The sequence below is a fragment of the Roseateles sp. GW821-FHT09G09 genome (genome assembly GCF_059415965.1).
This window is the reverse complement of sequence record NZ_JBWKOG010000008.1, coordinates 298,937-313,512: the sequence shown is the minus strand read 5'-3', so window position 1 is coordinate 313,512 and position 14,576 is coordinate 298,937. Positions and strand designations below refer to the sequence as shown.

Here is a 14,576-nt window from a genome sequence, read left to right as displayed (position 1 = left end):
CGCACCTGGGATGCGAGCGACGAGGCCAACACCCGCAAGGTCGTGGTCAAGGCCTTCGACACGCAGAACCGGGTCACCTACGAGAGTTATCCGCAGCGCGACATCGCCAGCGTGGCGCTGCGCCCGGCGGGCAAGCGCACGACCTACGACGCCCTCGGCCGCCCGACGCAGGTCGACGCCGACAGCGAGCTCAGCGACGTCACCGCGCTGAGCACGAAGACGGAGTACCTGGCCGGCTTCAAGACCCGCGTCACCAACCCGCGCGGCTTCCAGACGACGCAGACGATGTGGGCGCTGGACAAGCCCGACGAGGCCAGCATCCAGACGATCGAAGCGCCGCTGGGCGTGCAGGTCAGCATCGCGCGCGACGCGTTCGGCAAACCCACGAGCATCACGCGCGGCGGCGTGACGCGCGCCTACGTCTACGACGCGGGCCAGCGCCTGTGCAAGACCATCGAGCCGGAGGTCGGCGCGACGGTGCAGGACTACGACCTGGCGGGCAACGTCGCTTGGCGCGCCCCGGGTCAGGCCTTGCCCGGCACGACGACCTGCGACACGGCCAGCGTGCCCGCCAGCGCCAAGATCGCCTACGGCTACGACGCCATCGGCCAGTTGCTCACGACCACCTATGGCGACGGCAGTCCGGGCATCACGCGGACCTACACGCCTGACGCCAAGCTGGAGTCCATCGTCAGCAACGGCTCGACCTGGGTTTACGGCTACAACGCGCTGCGCCAGCTCAGCAGCGAGATCCTGAACTTCAGCGGCCGGCAGTTCAGCTTCGCGTGGAATCACAACAGCGCGGGGGATCTCGACTCGCTGGGCTATCCCAATGGATCGACGGTGGCGTACACGCCCAACGGCCTGGGCGAAGCCACGAGCGCGGGAAGCTACGCCGCTGGCGTGAGCTACCACCCCAACGGCGCCGTGGCCGGCTACACGCTGGGCAACGGCATCGCGCACACGCTGACGCAGAACAAGCGCGGGCTGCCGCTGGTGAACCGCGACGCGGGCGTGCTGCAGGACCAGTACAGCTACGACGAGAACGGCAACGTCGCTGCGATCGCGGACCAGCAGGAAGGCGTCTTCAACCGCAGCATGGGCTACGACGCGCTGGACCGGCTGACCTCGGCCAACGCACCGGGCGTGTGGGGCAACGCGAGCTACACCTACGACGCGGTGGACAACATCACCTCGGCCACGGTGGGCGCGCGCGCCAGCAGCATGGGCTACGACGGGCGCAACCGCCTCGCGACCGTGATGACCAACGGGGCGTTGTACCAGTACCAGTACGACGAGCGCGGCAACATCCTCAGCAAGGGCGACCAGTCCTACGGGTTCGACCTGGGCAACCGGATGGCGTCCTCGAACCGGGGAGGTAGCTACCAGTACGACGGCCACGGCCGGCGCACCTGGATCCGCAACAACGACGGCTCCACGCGGGTGCAGGTCTACGGCCAGGGTGGACAGCTGCTGTGGGGCGCGGCCGACGAGGTGCAGCCGGACGTGCCCGCGACGATTGCGAGCTACAGCTGCAGCGCGGGAACGCTCTCTGGCAGCCAGTGCCTGACGACAAGCACCTACGGCGCCACGCCCAACGGGTATGTCTGCAACGCGGGGGACTCGCTCAGCGGCACGACCTGCACGCACGTGGACACGAGCACCTACGGCGCGTCGGTGGCGAGTTGGTCGTGCAATGCAGGCGACAGCCTGAGCGGCAGCACCTGCTCGCACACCTACGTGGCCAACACCTATGGCGCCTCGCCGGTGTACGCGTGCAACGCGGGCGACAGCCTGAGCGGGTCCACCTGCACGCACGTCGCCAGCGTGGCGGCCACGCCGGTGTATGCCTGCCCGGGCGGCTATACCTTGAGCGGATCGACCTGCACGCGCACGACCTCGACCGGAGCCACGCCGCAGGGCTACACCTGCGCGGGCCTGGGCTCGCCCGACGCGAACCACGAGTGCATCGGCAAGGCCATCATCGGCAATGACGAGACGGACGACGACCGCTGCCGGCTCGCTAACAGTGCCTATCCGCTGCAGTTCCTGACGTCGGTGCGCACGGGCGGCAAGAACCTGTCGTGCTACTTCGCCGCCAACGTGACGAGCTACGCCTGCCCGAGCGGCGGCTCGCTCAGCGGCAACCAGTGCGTCACCACCAGCACGCAAGCCGCCTCGATCTCGAGCTACAGCTGCTCAAGCGGCACGGTGTCGGGCAGCAGCTGCCTGATCTCCTCGAACTACGGCGCATCCATCGCGAGCTGGGCGTGCAACGGCGGGGACTCGCTGAGCGGGACGACGTGCTCGCAGTACGCCACGAGCACCTACGGCGCGACGCCGAGCTACGTCTGCAATGCGGGCGACAGCCTGAGCGGCAGCACCTGCACGCACGTGGCGTCCAGCACCTACGGCGCGTCGGTGAGCGCGTGGGCGTGCAACGCGGGAGACTCGCTCAGCGGCAGCACTTGCACGAAGACCACAGCCAGCAACGCAACGCCGAACTACAGCTGCGCCAGCGGCACACTCTCGGGAAGTACCTGTCTCGGTGGCCGAAAGCAGTCGGAGACCATGTATGTCTATCTGGCGGGCAAGCAGATCGCGGAGGTGACAGCTGGGATCACGCAGTACCCGCACACCGACGCGCTGGGCAGTCCGGTGGCGCATTCGAGCGCGGCCGGGGCGGTGCTCAACAGGACGAGGTTCGAGCCCTACGGCTTCCCGGCTGCGGGCACCAAGCCAAGCAAAGCCACCAGCGTCATCGGCTTCACCGGGCATGTGCAGGATTCGGAGACGGCTCTCGTGTACATGCAGCAGAGGTATTACGATCCGATTGCGGCGAGATTCCTGAGTGTCGATCCCATCGCCACCGATGGAAATACCGGGAAGGGTTTTGGTTATTATACCTATGTAAACAATAGCCCATTTTCCTCCGTTGATCCGGATGGAAAAGAACCTCGCCTACCAGAAGAAAAAACTGTTATCTATGCTTTCCCTGTTGAATCAGGAGGCTACAAATTCTTCGCGATGGACTACGGGTCTGGTAGATCAATGGAGGGGACATTTAATACCACTACAATAAACAGCGAAAAACAGTTGCCTCAAGGGAATTACTCGATCACGCCTCGTGCTCACGTTGAAGTAAAGACAGGAATTGCTGGATTGAAGCAGACAATTGGTTCCATGTTGTCTGGAAATAAATCAGGTGACGTCAACAAACACGAAGGGCAGCCGCTCATTTCAAATATCGGTGTTGCTGGTAAAGTGAAGCTGCCAGACGGCGACGTGATGGCAGGAATAACCATCCACCCGGGGCGCGATTCCGAAGGAAATGGCGGAATGTCACTTGGGTGTATGGTGTGCAATACCAAGACATTCAACGAGTTGAATAGCTTGCTGAGCAATAACTATGGAAAAGGTGGGGCATCCCTGAGAGTCTATACCGAGGCCCCAACCGGATCTCATATACGGCAACAAGTTTCCGAATAGGCTTGCGCGTGAAAGTCCCAAGATTCAATTCCATTGCGAGAAGGAAAAAATGAAATTTTGGCTTTCCTTTGTATTCTTATTTCCCAGCTCCTGGGGGATCGCCAGATTTTGGCAGTCCCACGGTGATTGGTGGGTGCATCATCGCCCTCGAGCTCTCCTTCAGGCCATTGAATGGATAATTGGTCCACTAATTGCCGAGGATGTAGCACAAGCGGAGGATACACTTGAGTTCATTTCATTCTGGGCGCCAACTTTTTTCGCTGCGTTGATTTTATGGATTGGATTTTGGCTTCTAAACAATGCGAAAAAGTGAATTGAGTTCGAGCCACCTGAGGTCATTAGGACAATCCTCTAGTTGCTTTCGCACCTCGCGGTTCATCTCCGCCATGTGCTCGCGATAGAGTCACGCGCCGGCCATAAAACATCGAGGCCGCGCGGTGCCTGCGGCACCGCGAATCGGGGAGGAACCACATGAGCATCACCATCTGGCGCGCCATCGGCGTGCCAAGGCGCCACTCGCGCGTCCGGAGCTCGGTCGCTTAGACCGGCGCAGCACTATGCATTCGGCAGCAGTCCTGGCCGGATTTCTCCGTTCCGCTCTTGTCTCAGCGTCTGTTCCGTCATGCGCCTGACCTCGATCGACTGGCGTGCGCTGACGGATCCCGCCGCACTCAAGCAACGCCTCTCGCATGCGCCGACGGTCGTGTGGGTTGGCGTCGCGCTCGTGCCTCCGCTGCTCGCCGGCGCGCTGCTGATCGTCGCGCGTCAGGCCGAGCACCTCGCGCTCGCGCATGAGCAGGCCGCGCGCACCGAGCTGGCCGCGCTGCGCGCCAAGGCCGCCACCGCGCCGACCGCCGATGCGTCACCGTTCGCCGCGCGTCTGCCCCTGGCGCAGTCCTCCGCTCGCGCCGTCACGCATCTGCGCGAAGCGGCCGAATCGCAGTCCGTGCTCGTCACCTCGATCTCCACCGCCCAACAAGCGCCGACCGCCAACACGCTCGGACGCATGAGCCTGGACGTCAATCTGCGCGGCAGCTACGCGGCGATCAAGACGGTCCTCGCGGAACTGCTCACGCGCGATGCCCAGCAGGCGGTGCTGCAGCAGATCTCGTTGCGGCGCGCGGCCGGCGCCGCCCCGAATCCGGCGGGCGGCTTCGCGCCGATGAATGCCATGAACGGCATGAACACGGCGCGACCGATGACCGCTCCCGTCGGCGGCGATCTGGAAGCGCGCGTCGTCGCCACGTGGCTGAGTCGACCGCTGGCTGGCACCGCATCGACGAGCCCGATCGACGCAGTCCCCGCAACGATCGTCGCATCGCCGACGTCTGCGCCTGCTGCCACCGCCATCGCCGCTTCGGCAACAGCCAAGTCGCCTCCTCCTTCGGCGCCATCGGCCTCCGCCGCTACGCTCCGTCGCTGAAAGCGCATCGATGTTCAGGCGCACTCCGACCTCCACCGCCGTACCCGCCAAGGGCCTGCGCCCCGGCTTGCGCTGGGCGCTGGGCCTGAGCGCCGTGGCCAGCGTCTGGGCCATGCTCGCCCCCGCCGATCCTCCAGTCGTCGCTGCCACTGCGCCCGCACCGCGGCCATCGACGCCCACCGCGGCGCGCACCGCCGCGCCGGGCCAGTCGCTCGCGCTGCCCGCCATCCCCGCCCGGCTGCCCGAGCAACCCCTCGAGCCCGCCGACCGCGACCCGTTCTCGATCCCGCAGCCGCCGGCTCCTCCGGCGCCTCCGCCGCCACCCCCTCCACCGCCGCCGCCCCCACCGCAGGCGCCGGCGCTGAACTACCGCTACCTCGGCCAGTTCATCGACCCGCAGGGCCAGCGCAAGGTCTACCTCGCGCGGCCCGACAAGGACGTGCTCGTCGAGACCGGCACCCGCCTCGACGAGGGCTTCCGTGTCGAAGCCATCACTGACGACGAGATCCGTCTCGTCTACGAGCCCCTCCAGCAGCGCACCGTGATCCGCATTCCGGCGGCATCCCCGTCACCCTGATCCGTCCGCCCGATGCTTCAACGATCCGTCCGCTTCGTCCGCCTCGCCGGCTTCTCCCGCCTCGCTCGTTCCGGTGTCCTCCAACGCCCGGCTGCGACGACCGCCTGCACCGCCGCCGCGCTTGCGGCGCTGCTGCTGCTGGCCGGCTGCGCCGAGAACCGCATCCGCGACGAGTCGCGCCGCGCCATGGCCGGCGGCCAGTACCGCGAGGCGATGAACACGCTCGAGAACGGCCTGCGCGACTACCCGGAGAGCACCGCCCTGCGCACCACGCTGCTGCAGGCGCGCGCCGAATCGCAGATGCGGCTGATCTCTCAGGCACTCACGCAACGCGCCGCCGGCCAGTTCGACGAGGCCACCGTCACGCTGCGACAGGCGCTCGAGCTCGATCCGACCAACGCCCGCGTGCAGGCGCTGCTCGCCGACATGGAGCTCGAACGCAAGGGCGCAGCCGACCTTGCCGCCGCGCAGAAGTGGGTCGAGGCCAAGCAGCCCGACCGCGCGCTGCGCGCGCTGGAACAGGCGCTCAAGGACAACCCCCGCCACGGCGGCCTGCAGGACCTGCAGCGCCGGCTGCTCAGCGACCAGCGCAGCGCGCAGGTCCAGGCGCTCAACGGCGTGCTGACCGAGTCGCGACCGATCTCGCTCGACTTCCGCGACGCCAGCCTGCGCACCGTGCTGGACGTCGTCACCCGACACAGCGGCATCAACTTCGTGCTCGACCGCGACGTGCGCGCCGACGTCCGCGTCACCGTGCTGCTGCGCCAGGCCAAGGTCGAGGACGCGCTGGACCTGATCACCGCCAGCAACCAGCTGGCGAAGAAGGTCATCGACTCGCGCACCATCGTCATCTACCCCAACACCGCCGAGAAGCACCGCGAATACCAGGAACAGCTGGTGCGCGTGTTCAACCTCGCCAACAGCGATCCCAAGGGCGCCGCCGCCTTCCTGAAGGCGATGCTCAAGATCCGCGAGCCCTTCGTCGACGAGCGCTCCAACCTGCTGGCGCTGCGCGACTCGCCCGAGAACATCCAGCTCGCCGAACGCCTGATCGCCGTCTTCGACAGCGCGGAACCCGAGGTGCTGCTGGAGGTCGAGGTGCTCGAGGTCAACGCCACACGCCTCACCGAGCTCGGCGTGAAGCTGCCCACGTCGTTCTCGCTGACGCCGCTGCCCACCGGCGATTCCACGCAGCTGACGCTCGCCGACTTCGAGAACATCGGCCGCAACCGCATCGGCGTCGGCCTCAACCCGGGCAACATCCTCGTCAACCTGCGCCGCGAAGTCGGGGACAGCTCCACGCTGGCCAATCCGAAGCTGCGCGTTCGCAACCGGGAAAAGGCCAAGATCATGATCGGCGACAAGATCCCGGTCGTGTCCACGACCACCGGCACCGGCGGCTTCGTGTCCGAGAGCATCAGCTACCTCGACGTCGGCCTGAAGCTCGACGTCGAGCCCACCGTCTTCGCCGACGACGAGGTCGCCATCAAGGTCGCGCTGGAAGTCAGCTCGCTCGGGACCTCGATCAAGACCTCCGCCGGCTCGATCGCGTACCAGATCGGCACCCGCAACGCGACGACGCTGCTGCGTCTGCGCGACGGGGAAACGCAGTTGCTGGCCGGCCTGATCAGCCGCGACGAGCGCGCGACGTCCAGCCGCGTGCCCGGCCTCGGCGACCTGCCGGTGCTCGGCCGGCTGTTCTCCAGCCAGCTCGACGACGGCAAGCGCTCGGAGCTGCTGCTCGCCATCACGCCGCGCGTGCTGCGCAACGTCAAGCGCCTGAACGCGAGCGAGTCCGAGATGTGGGTCGGCACCGAAGCCTCGCCCAAGCTGCGCCAGGTCGGCGGACTGCAGTTCAACACGCCGCAGGCCGACGGCAGGTCCGCGGTGCCCTCGACGCCCGGTGCAACGAGCGCGCCGGCAGCAGCGATGGCAGGCACTGCCGTGCCAGGAGCGCCAGGAGCGCCAGGAGCGGCGGGCACGCCGGGCGTCTCCGCCGTCGTGCCTGTCCCGGCACAGCCGGGCGCGCCGGGCGCCGCGGACCCGGCGATGCGCAGGATGCCGGCGCTGTCGCTCGCCGCGCCGGCGCAAGCCAAGGTCGGCGACACCGTCGAGGTCCGCCTCGATCTGCGCGACGCCAACCTGCGCGGCCTCATGACCGAGCTGCAGTACAGCGCCGACAAGCTCACGCTGGTCGACGCCGACGAGGACGACTACTTCCGAAGGGGCGGCGCCGTCACCAGCTTCAGCAAACGCGTCGAACCCGGCCGCGTCAACCTCAGCGTGCTGCGCAACCAGGCGACGGCGGCGGAGGGCGCGGGCGGTGTCTTCAAGCTGCGCTTCAAGGCCGCCGCAGCGGGCCGCGCCGAAGTGCGCGTGGGCACGGCGCAGCCGGTCTCGCTCGAGCCCAACGGCGAGCGGCCCACGCTGCCGGCGCCCGCCGTGATCGAGGTGAAGTGACGATGACGCCGCAACGCGCGCCCGCCACCGATTCCGCTGCCCGCCGCTCACGCGGCGTCGGTGCCGGCGGCGCGCGCGCGTCTGGGCGGATCCGCGGCTTCACGCTGATCGAGCTGCTTGTCTGCCTGGGCATCCTCGGCTTCCTCGCTTCGCTGGCGCTGCCGATGGCGGAGAGGACGGCGCAGCGCGAGAAGGAGCGCGAACTCAAGCGCGCGCTCTGGGAGATCCGCGACGCGCTCGACGCCTATCGCGCGGCGCGCGAGTCCGGCGCGGTGCTGGGCGCGAGCGACCGTCCGCCCTATCCGGAGTCGCTGCAGAGCCTGACGCGAGAGGTCGCCGACGCGCGCACCGAGCATCAAGGCCAGACGATCCGTTTCCTGCGCCGGGTGCCGCGCGACCCGTTCGCGGAGCCCGGCGTGCCGGCCGAGCAGAGCTGGGGCCTGCGCGGCTACCAGTCGGATGCCGACAACCCGCAGCCCGGCGCGGAGGTCTACGACGTGTACTCCAAGTCCACAGCCACCGGGCTCAACGGCGTGCCGTTGAAACAATGGTGAGGCAATGGTGAAGCCATGGTGAAGCGCGCGCACGTCATGACGAGGACGACGGTGGCTCCCCGCGATCTCCGCCGAGGCGGCGCCGCGGCGCGGGGCTTCACCGTGATCGAGCTGCTCGTGGTGCTGGCCTCGCTGGCGCTGCTGCTCAGCGTGGCCGCGCCGCGCTACGTGCAGCACGTCGACCGCGCGCGCGATACGGCGCTGCGCCACAACCTGCACGCGATGCGCGACGCGATCGACAAGTTCTACAGCGACCAGGGCCGGTATCCAAAGGAGCTGCCGGAACTGGTCGAACGCCGTTATCTGCGCGCCATTCCGGTCGACCCGGTGACGAGCCGCGCCGACACCTGGGTCGCCGTGCCGCCGCGCGCGGGCAACGCCGACGGCGAAGGCGTCTTCGACGTGCGCAGCGGCGCGCGAGAGATCGCGTCCGACGGGAGCAGCTATGCCTCGTGGTGATCGCTCGCCGATATGCATCCGCACACGAGGCTACGGCCTGGTGGCCGTGCTGGTGCTGGTGGCCTTGATGTCGGCGGCGCTGTCGGTCGCCGCGCAGTCCTGGGCCGACGCGGCCCGGCGCGAGAAGGAGCAGCAGCTGCTGCGCATCGGCACGCTCTACGTGCAGGCGCTGGAGCGCTACCGGCGCAGTTCGCCGGGCACCGACAAGCGCCTGCCGCAGGAACTGGACGAGCTGCTGATGGACACGCGCTTCGTCGGCACCGTGCGGCACATGCGCCGCCTCTATCCGGATCCGGTGGGCGCCACCGGCCGTTGGGGCGTCGTGCGCGGCGAGGACGGACGCGTGCGCGGCGTCCAGAGCCTCAGCGAGGACGCGCCGCTGATCGCAGGCGCCGTGCGTCGTCCCGGCCTGCTGCTGCAGCCGGCGCAGCGCTATTCAGACTGGAAGTTCGTCGTGGACTCCGAGCAATGAGAGACCAGAGCAACATGAAACACCTCGCCCCCCGTTCGTCCCTTTTCGCTCGCTCCGCCAGTTCCGCCTGTTCCGCTCGTTCCGTCCGGTCGATGCGCTCTCGCGGCTCCCGCGGCTTCACGCTGCTGGAGCTGCTGGTGGTGATCCTGATCATCGGCCTGCTGACCGGCATCGTCGGACCACGCTTCCTGGCGCAGATCTCGCGTTCCGAAGTCACCACGGCCAAGGCGCAGATCGACGCGATCGACAAGGCGCTGCAGGCCTACCGCATCGACATGGGGCGCTTCCCCGACACCGCCGAGGGCCTGGCCGCGCTGGTGCGCAGCGACGCCAACGACCCGCGCTGGCGCGGTCCCTACCTGAAGGGCGAACTCCCCAACGATCCGTGGGGCATGCCGTACCAGTACCGCATCCCGTCGCAGCAGCCGGGCAAGGACTACGAGTTGTTCAGCTTCGGGCGTGACCGGGTGGCCGGCGGCACTGGCGACGACGCCGACGTGCAGCTCTGAGAGGACACGCTGACATGAAGCTGCGCGTCCGCCTGCTCGACCCCGTGCGCCTGTCCGTCAGCGAGGAGCTGATGGAGGTGGCCTCGCGCGAGGCGCTGGGCACGCAGTTGCCGGACGGCCGCAAGGTGCTGGCCGCCGAGCCGGTGCGCGAGCCCGCCACGATGCGGGCCACGACAAGCGCTACGACCGGCGCCACGGCCGGTGTCGGAACGGCCGGCGCGCGGGCGAGCGCGCTGGACATCGCCTGGTGGTGCCAGGAGTTGCGCACGCTGCTGGTCGCCGGGATGACGGTCGTCGAGGCCATCGAGACGCTGCAGGCGCAGTCCGGCGCCGACGGCGCGCGCGCCGAGCTCCAGGCCGCCTTGCTGGCGCAACTGCATCAGGGCAAGGCGCTGTCGGTGGCGATGGAGGCGCTGGGCCGCTTTCCCATGGTGCTGGTGGCCAGCGTGCGCGCCAGCGAGCGCAGCAGCTCGCTGGCCGAGGCGCTCTCCGAGTTCCTGCGGTATCACGAGATGGTCGAGACGCTGCGCAAGAAGGTCGTCAGCGCGGCGATCTATCCGAGCCTGGTGCTCGGCCTGGGGCTGCTGGTGAGCGGCTTCCTGATCGTCGTGGTGCTGCCGCGTTTCGCGTCGATGTACGCGGACCTGCGCGGCGAGATGAGCTGGTCGACCCATCTGCTGACGGTGGCCAGCACGTTCGTGCGGGAGCACCGGCTCGGCATCCTGGCGGCGGCGGCGGCGCTGGCGGCGCTCGGCGTCGTGGCATGGCGCCAGGGCGCGATCCAGCGCGCGGCGATGCGCGCGGCCGCCGTGATCCCGCCGGTGCGGCGCGCGCTGCGCGAGTTCCGGCTCGCGAAGCTGTACCACTCGATGACGGTGATGTTCCGCGGCGGCTACACGCTGGACGAGACGCTGCTGCGCTGCGAAGGCCTGGCGCTCGGCGCCGACATGGACCACGCGATGCGCGACGCGCGGCTGGCGCTGACGCGCGGCGTGCGCGTCTCCAGCGCCTTCTCCGAGCACGGCCTGACCGACACCGTCACGCAGCGCCTGTTGGCCGTGGGCGAGCGCTCGGGCAACTTCGAGCGCGTGCTGCAGACGATCGCGGAGCGGCACGCGGGCAACTTCGCCGCCTTCATGGATCGCGCGACGCGCATCGTCGAGCCGGTGATGCTGCTGTTGGTCTCGCTGCTGGTGGGCAGCATCGTCGTCCTGATGTACCTGCCGATCTTCGACATCGCGAGCAGCATCCGCTGAGCGCCACGTTCCGCACCCACCCTGCCGACCTCCTTCCCGATGAGAGCCCCCGCCCGATGAACGCCGAATCCCGCTCCGACTTCCGCGCCGCGTTGCAGGCCGCGCGGCGTCAGGCCGCCCAGGCCGGCGCGGACGCCGTACTGGATCAGCTGCTGCGCGGCGGCTGGGGTCAGGACTTGCCCGCGCTGCTGCGCGAGACCGGCGGCATGGAGATGCTGGATGACACCGCCGCGGCTCGTGCCGTCGCGGACCTGGCGTTGCTGGGTGCGGGCGGCGCCGCCCTGGCGAGGCAGGTGCGCGCGGTTCCTGTGAGGCTGGACGGCGATCCGGACCGGCTGCGGCTGGCGATGGCAGACCCCTGGGACGACGCCGTGCTGCGCCGCGCGGCGCAGGCGGCGGGCCGGCGCATGCCCGCGATCGCGGCGACGCGCGTGCAGCTGGACGCGTGGTGCGGCACGCCCGCCGCGACACCGGGTCGGGAGACCGGCGTCCCCGACACGACGGGCGCGGCGGAGGGGCCGGTGGTGGCCTTCGTCGACCAGGCCTTGCGCCGCGCGTACGAGGTCGGCGCCAGCGACATCCATTTCGAATGCGACCGGCAGGGCGTGAGCGTGCGCCTGCGCCGCGACGGCGTGCTGATGCCGCATGGCCGCCTGGAAGGCACGCGCGGCGCGGAGGAGGCGATCTCCCGCATCAAGGTGCTGGCGCAGCTCGACATCACCGAGCGGCGACTGCCGCAGGACGGACGTTTCCGCGTCGCCCTGGGCGGCGGCGAGCTGGACCTGCGCGTGTCCGTCATCCCGAGCGTGTTCGGCGAGGACGCCGTGCTGCGGCTGCTGGACAAGGCGCAGTTGCGCGATCCGGCGGACCAGGTGTCGCTGGACCTGCTCGGTTTCGACGCGGCGGGCGCCGCGAACATCCGCGAGCTGGCCGGTCTGCCGCACGGCATGCTGCTGGTGACCGGGCCGACCGGCAGCGGCAAGACGACCACGGTGTACGCCGCGCTGTCCGAGGTCAACAACGGCATCGAGAAGATCATCACGATCGAGGACCCGGTCGAGTACGAGCTGGCCGGCGTGCTGCAGGTGCCGGTGAACGAGCGCAAGGGGCTGACCTTCGCCAAGGGGCTGCGGTCCATCCTGCGGCATGACCCGGACCGGATCCTCGTGGGCGAGATCCGCGACGCCGAGACCGCGGAGATCGCGGTGCAGTCGGCGCTGACTGGACACCAGGTGCTGACGACGGTGCATGCGAACAGCGTGTTCGACGTGACCGGCCGCTTCAAGCATTTCGACCTGGACATGTTCGGTTTCATGGCAGCGCTCAACGGCGTGATCGTGCAGCGGCTGGTGCGCTGCCTCTGCCCGCACTGCGTGGGCGACCGGCCGGCGCAGCCGCGCGAGCAACAGTGGTTTGTCGACATGGGGTTGGTGCGGCCGGAGACGATGCCGCTGGCCGTGGGCTGCGAGCGTTGCGGCGGCACCGGCTACAAGGGTCGCCGCGTGATCGCGGAGGTGCACACGATCGACGACGGCTTCCGCGATCTGGTCACGACGGGCGCGCCGGTGTCGGCCTTGCGGGAGCATGTCTATCGCAAGGGCGTGAGGACGCTGTCGCAGCTGGGCGCGGACATGGTGAGCCGGCGCGAGTCGAGCGCGGAGGAGATCAAGCGTGTGGTGGGCTGGTAAGCGCGCGTCGGCGCGGACGGCGGTCGCCTATGCGGGCGAGCGCGCGGTGCGGCTGTCGCTGGGCGGCGTGCTGCTGGTGGCGTCGGATGTCGACGGGCGCGATGCCGCGGTGGCGGCCTTGGCCGCCGGCGTGCGGGAGTTGCCGCGTGGGACGCCGTTGCGGATCACGGTGAGCGGCGCGGTCTGCCGCCCGTTCCTGTTGCCGGAAGTGGCCGGCGTCGCGGGGGAGGCCGATTGGATCGCGATCGCGAGGTCGATGGTCGAGGACCGCGCGGGGCTGCCCGCCGACGGCCCCGTGTGGCTGGACAACGGTCAGTCGTCGCCGCGTATGGCCGTCGCCATCGATGCCGCCTGGCAGCGTGAGCTGCTGGCGCTCGGCGGCCGCGCGCTGGAGAGCGTGAGGCCCTGGTGGGCCGTCGCCATCGAGGCGGCACGCGCATCCGGTGCGTCGGGTTCGTCGCTGCCGTCGGCGGATGCGCAGTGCCTGGCCATCGCGGACAGCGATGAACTCGTGCTGCTGGTCGCCGAGGGCGGCATCTATCGCGTGGCGCAGACCTATCCGCTCGACGGCGAGTCCGCGTCGGCGGTGCTCAATCGCGCGCTGGTGACGCACGACGTTCCGGCGGGCGGGATCGAGCTGATCGAATTCGACACTGGCGCGTTGCCGGGCCAGCAGGCCGGCAACGCGCTGCCCTTTCGCAAGGAGGTCACGGCATGAGAGCGCTGACGGTGGACTTCGCGCCCGCGCGGCGGCCGATCGTGGCCTTGGCGGTCTGGGGCGCGATCTGTGCCGCCGCGACGGTGGGTCTCGGCGTTGGCGCCTGGCAGGCGTGGGAGGAGCGCGCCACACGCGTGACGCGGACCGATGCCGACGCCGCCGAGATCGCGCGCCTGCGGGACACGCTGCGCGCGCGCGCGGACAAGGCGGCCGCCGATGCGGCGCTCCCGTCCTATGCGCGCGATGCGCTGACGGTGGCGCGCACGGCGGCGTTCCCGATGCAGGCGGTGCTGCGGTCGCTGGAGACCGTGGCGGTCGACGGCGTGCGCGTCAGCGGCATCGAGCTCAATGCCACGCGCGGCGGCGCCGACGTAACGCTGGAGTTCGACGACTACAAGGCGCTGCTCGCCTACCTTGAGCTGCTCAACGAGGGCGAGAGCGTGCAGCGCTGGGCGCTGGTGCGCGCCGAGGCCGCGGGGGCTCGGCGGCAGGCGGTGATCCGGTCGACATGGCCGTGAGAGCGGTGTCACTCCTCATGCGCGGACGCTGTTGGTTGGCAGTCATGACCGCCGCGGCAACCGGCTGCGCCAGCATCTACGACCTCGAGCCCGATCTGAACGCATCCGTCGGCGTCTACGTCGGCGAATTCAACGGCGCCTTGTGGGCGACACGCACGCTCATCAGCGACGACGGGGTGACGCGGACCATGGTCTACGGCTTGGGCGAAGGATGCCGGTTCGTGCTCGAGATGGACAGCCAGTCGTTCGTGGTGAAGTCGTGGCGATATGCCGACGCGGAGTCGGCGGTCCATTGCCGGCGTATTCGAAGTCGGCGTTCGATCTGAAGCGCCGCGGGCGTGCGGTGGCCCGGGCGAGCAGCGCCCGACCCCGTGGAGCGAGCGTTAAAAACCCCCGCTTCCCAACCTTCCGGCGGGATCACATCCGGGTTGTCCCGTAGCTGTAACGAAGCAT

14 protein-coding genes are annotated in these 14,576 nt (G+C 69.0%); all 14 read left to right on the top strand.

Going from position 1 to position 14,576, the window contains the following annotated elements; genetic code table 11:
- The first annotated feature begins 42 nt into the window (after positions 1-42).
- Positions 43-3,489, top strand: a complete 3,447-nt coding sequence (locus AC07O8_RS22385; RefSeq protein WP_495050136.1) for an RHS repeat-associated core domain-containing protein — start codon at positions 43-45, stop codon at positions 3,487-3,489.
- Positions 3,490-3,538: 49 nt separating this feature from the next.
- Positions 3,539-3,802, top strand: coding sequence for a hypothetical protein (locus AC07O8_RS22380; protein WP_495050135.1), 264 nt, complete (start codon positions 3,539-3,541; stop codon positions 3,800-3,802).
- Between the two features lie 309 nt (positions 3,803-4,111).
- Positions 4,112-4,912, top strand: a complete 801-nt coding sequence (locus AC07O8_RS22375) for a GspMb/PilO family protein (RefSeq protein ID WP_495050134.1) — start codon at positions 4,112-4,114, stop codon at positions 4,910-4,912.
- Between the two features lie 10 nt (positions 4,913-4,922).
- The gene (locus tag AC07O8_RS22370; protein ID WP_495050133.1) at positions 4,923-5,489 is read left to right on the top strand and encodes a hypothetical protein; all 567 of its coding nucleotides are present in this window, start codon (positions 4,923-4,925) and stop codon (positions 5,487-5,489) included.
- A gap of 12 nt (positions 5,490-5,501) precedes the next feature.
- On the top strand, positions 5,502-7,949 hold the full coding sequence (locus tag AC07O8_RS22365) for a secretin GspD/PilQ domain-containing protein (protein ID WP_495050132.1): 2,448 nt from the start codon (positions 5,502-5,504) through the stop codon (positions 7,947-7,949).
- A 2-nt stretch (positions 7,950-7,951) separates the two neighbouring features.
- Positions 7,952-8,503, top strand: a complete 552-nt coding sequence (locus AC07O8_RS22360) for a type II secretion system protein (RefSeq protein ID WP_495050131.1) — start codon at positions 7,952-7,954, stop codon at positions 8,501-8,503.
- A 51-nt stretch (positions 8,504-8,554) separates the two neighbouring features.
- On the top strand, positions 8,555-8,962 hold the full coding sequence (locus tag AC07O8_RS22355; RefSeq protein ID WP_495050130.1) for a type II secretion system protein: 408 nt from the start codon (positions 8,555-8,557) through the stop codon (positions 8,960-8,962).
- The gene (locus AC07O8_RS22350; protein WP_495050129.1) at positions 8,949-9,434 is read left to right on the top strand and encodes a type II secretion system protein; all 486 of its coding nucleotides are present in this window, start codon (positions 8,949-8,951) and stop codon (positions 9,432-9,434) included. The genes AC07O8_RS22355 and AC07O8_RS22350 overlap by 14 nt, the downstream gene beginning before the upstream one ends.
- A 92-nt stretch (positions 9,435-9,526) precedes the next feature.
- Positions 9,527-9,943 carry a type II secretion system major pseudopilin GspG gene (gspG, locus tag AC07O8_RS22345; RefSeq protein WP_297531511.1) on the top strand — a complete coding sequence of 139 codons (417 nt, stop codon included), beginning with the start codon at positions 9,527-9,529 and terminating at the stop codon, positions 9,941-9,943.
- Positions 9,944-9,957: 14 nt separating this feature from the next.
- Positions 9,958-11,199 (top strand): type II secretion system F family protein, encoded by a 1,242-nt coding sequence (locus AC07O8_RS22340; RefSeq protein WP_495050128.1) that lies wholly within the window; start codon positions 9,958-9,960, stop codon positions 11,197-11,199.
- A 56-nt stretch (positions 11,200-11,255) separates the two neighbouring features.
- A complete protein-coding gene (locus AC07O8_RS22335) occupies positions 11,256-12,887 on the top strand; it encodes a GspE/PulE family protein (RefSeq protein ID WP_495050127.1) in 1,632 nt (543 codons plus the stop codon).
- Positions 12,871-13,605, top strand: coding sequence for a hypothetical protein (locus tag AC07O8_RS22330; protein ID WP_495050126.1), 735 nt, complete (start codon positions 12,871-12,873; stop codon positions 13,603-13,605). Before AC07O8_RS22335 ends, AC07O8_RS22330 begins: the two co-directional genes overlap by 17 nt.
- Positions 13,602-14,123, top strand: a complete 522-nt coding sequence (locus AC07O8_RS22325) for a hypothetical protein (protein ID WP_495050125.1) — start codon at positions 13,602-13,604, stop codon at positions 14,121-14,123. The genes AC07O8_RS22330 and AC07O8_RS22325 overlap by 4 nt, the downstream gene beginning before the upstream one ends.
- A 44-nt stretch (positions 14,124-14,167) precedes the next feature.
- Positions 14,168-14,449: a hypothetical protein gene (locus tag AC07O8_RS22320; RefSeq protein ID WP_495050124.1), complete on the top strand. Its 282-nt coding sequence runs from the start codon at positions 14,168-14,170 to the stop codon at positions 14,447-14,449.
- The last annotated feature ends 127 nt before the right edge of the window (positions 14,450-14,576 follow it).

What these genes read in the sequence shown, in the direction of transcription:
- AC07O8_RS22325 (WP_495050125.1), top strand. Translation starts at nt 13,602, where the DNA reads ATGAGAGCGCTGACGGTGGACTTCGCGCCCGCGCGGCGGCCGATCGTG.
- AC07O8_RS22360 (WP_495050131.1), top strand. Translation starts at nt 7,952, where the DNA reads ATGACGCCGCAACGCGCGCCCGCCACCGATTCCGCTGCCCGCCGCTCA.
- AC07O8_RS22365 (WP_495050132.1), top strand. Translation starts at nt 5,502, where the DNA reads ATGCTTCAACGATCCGTCCGCTTCGTCCGCCTCGCCGGCTTCTCCCGC.
- gspG (WP_297531511.1), top strand. Translation starts at nt 9,527, where the DNA reads ATGCGCTCTCGCGGCTCCCGCGGCTTCACGCTGCTGGAGCTGCTGGTG.
- AC07O8_RS22370 (WP_495050133.1), top strand. Translation starts at nt 4,923, where the DNA reads ATGTTCAGGCGCACTCCGACCTCCACCGCCGTACCCGCCAAGGGCCTG.
- AC07O8_RS22335 (WP_495050127.1), top strand. Translation starts at nt 11,256, where the DNA reads ATGAACGCCGAATCCCGCTCCGACTTCCGCGCCGCGTTGCAGGCCGCG.
- AC07O8_RS22375 (WP_495050134.1), top strand. Translation starts at nt 4,112, where the DNA reads ATGCGCCTGACCTCGATCGACTGGCGTGCGCTGACGGATCCCGCCGCA.
- AC07O8_RS22340 (WP_495050128.1), top strand. Translation starts at nt 9,958, where the DNA reads ATGAAGCTGCGCGTCCGCCTGCTCGACCCCGTGCGCCTGTCCGTCAGC.
- AC07O8_RS22380 (WP_495050135.1), top strand. Translation starts at nt 3,539, where the DNA reads ATGAAATTTTGGCTTTCCTTTGTATTCTTATTTCCCAGCTCCTGGGGG.
- AC07O8_RS22350 (WP_495050129.1), top strand. Translation starts at nt 8,949, where the DNA reads ATGCCTCGTGGTGATCGCTCGCCGATATGCATCCGCACACGAGGCTAC.
- AC07O8_RS22320 (WP_495050124.1), top strand. Translation starts at nt 14,168, where the DNA reads ATGACCGCCGCGGCAACCGGCTGCGCCAGCATCTACGACCTCGAGCCC.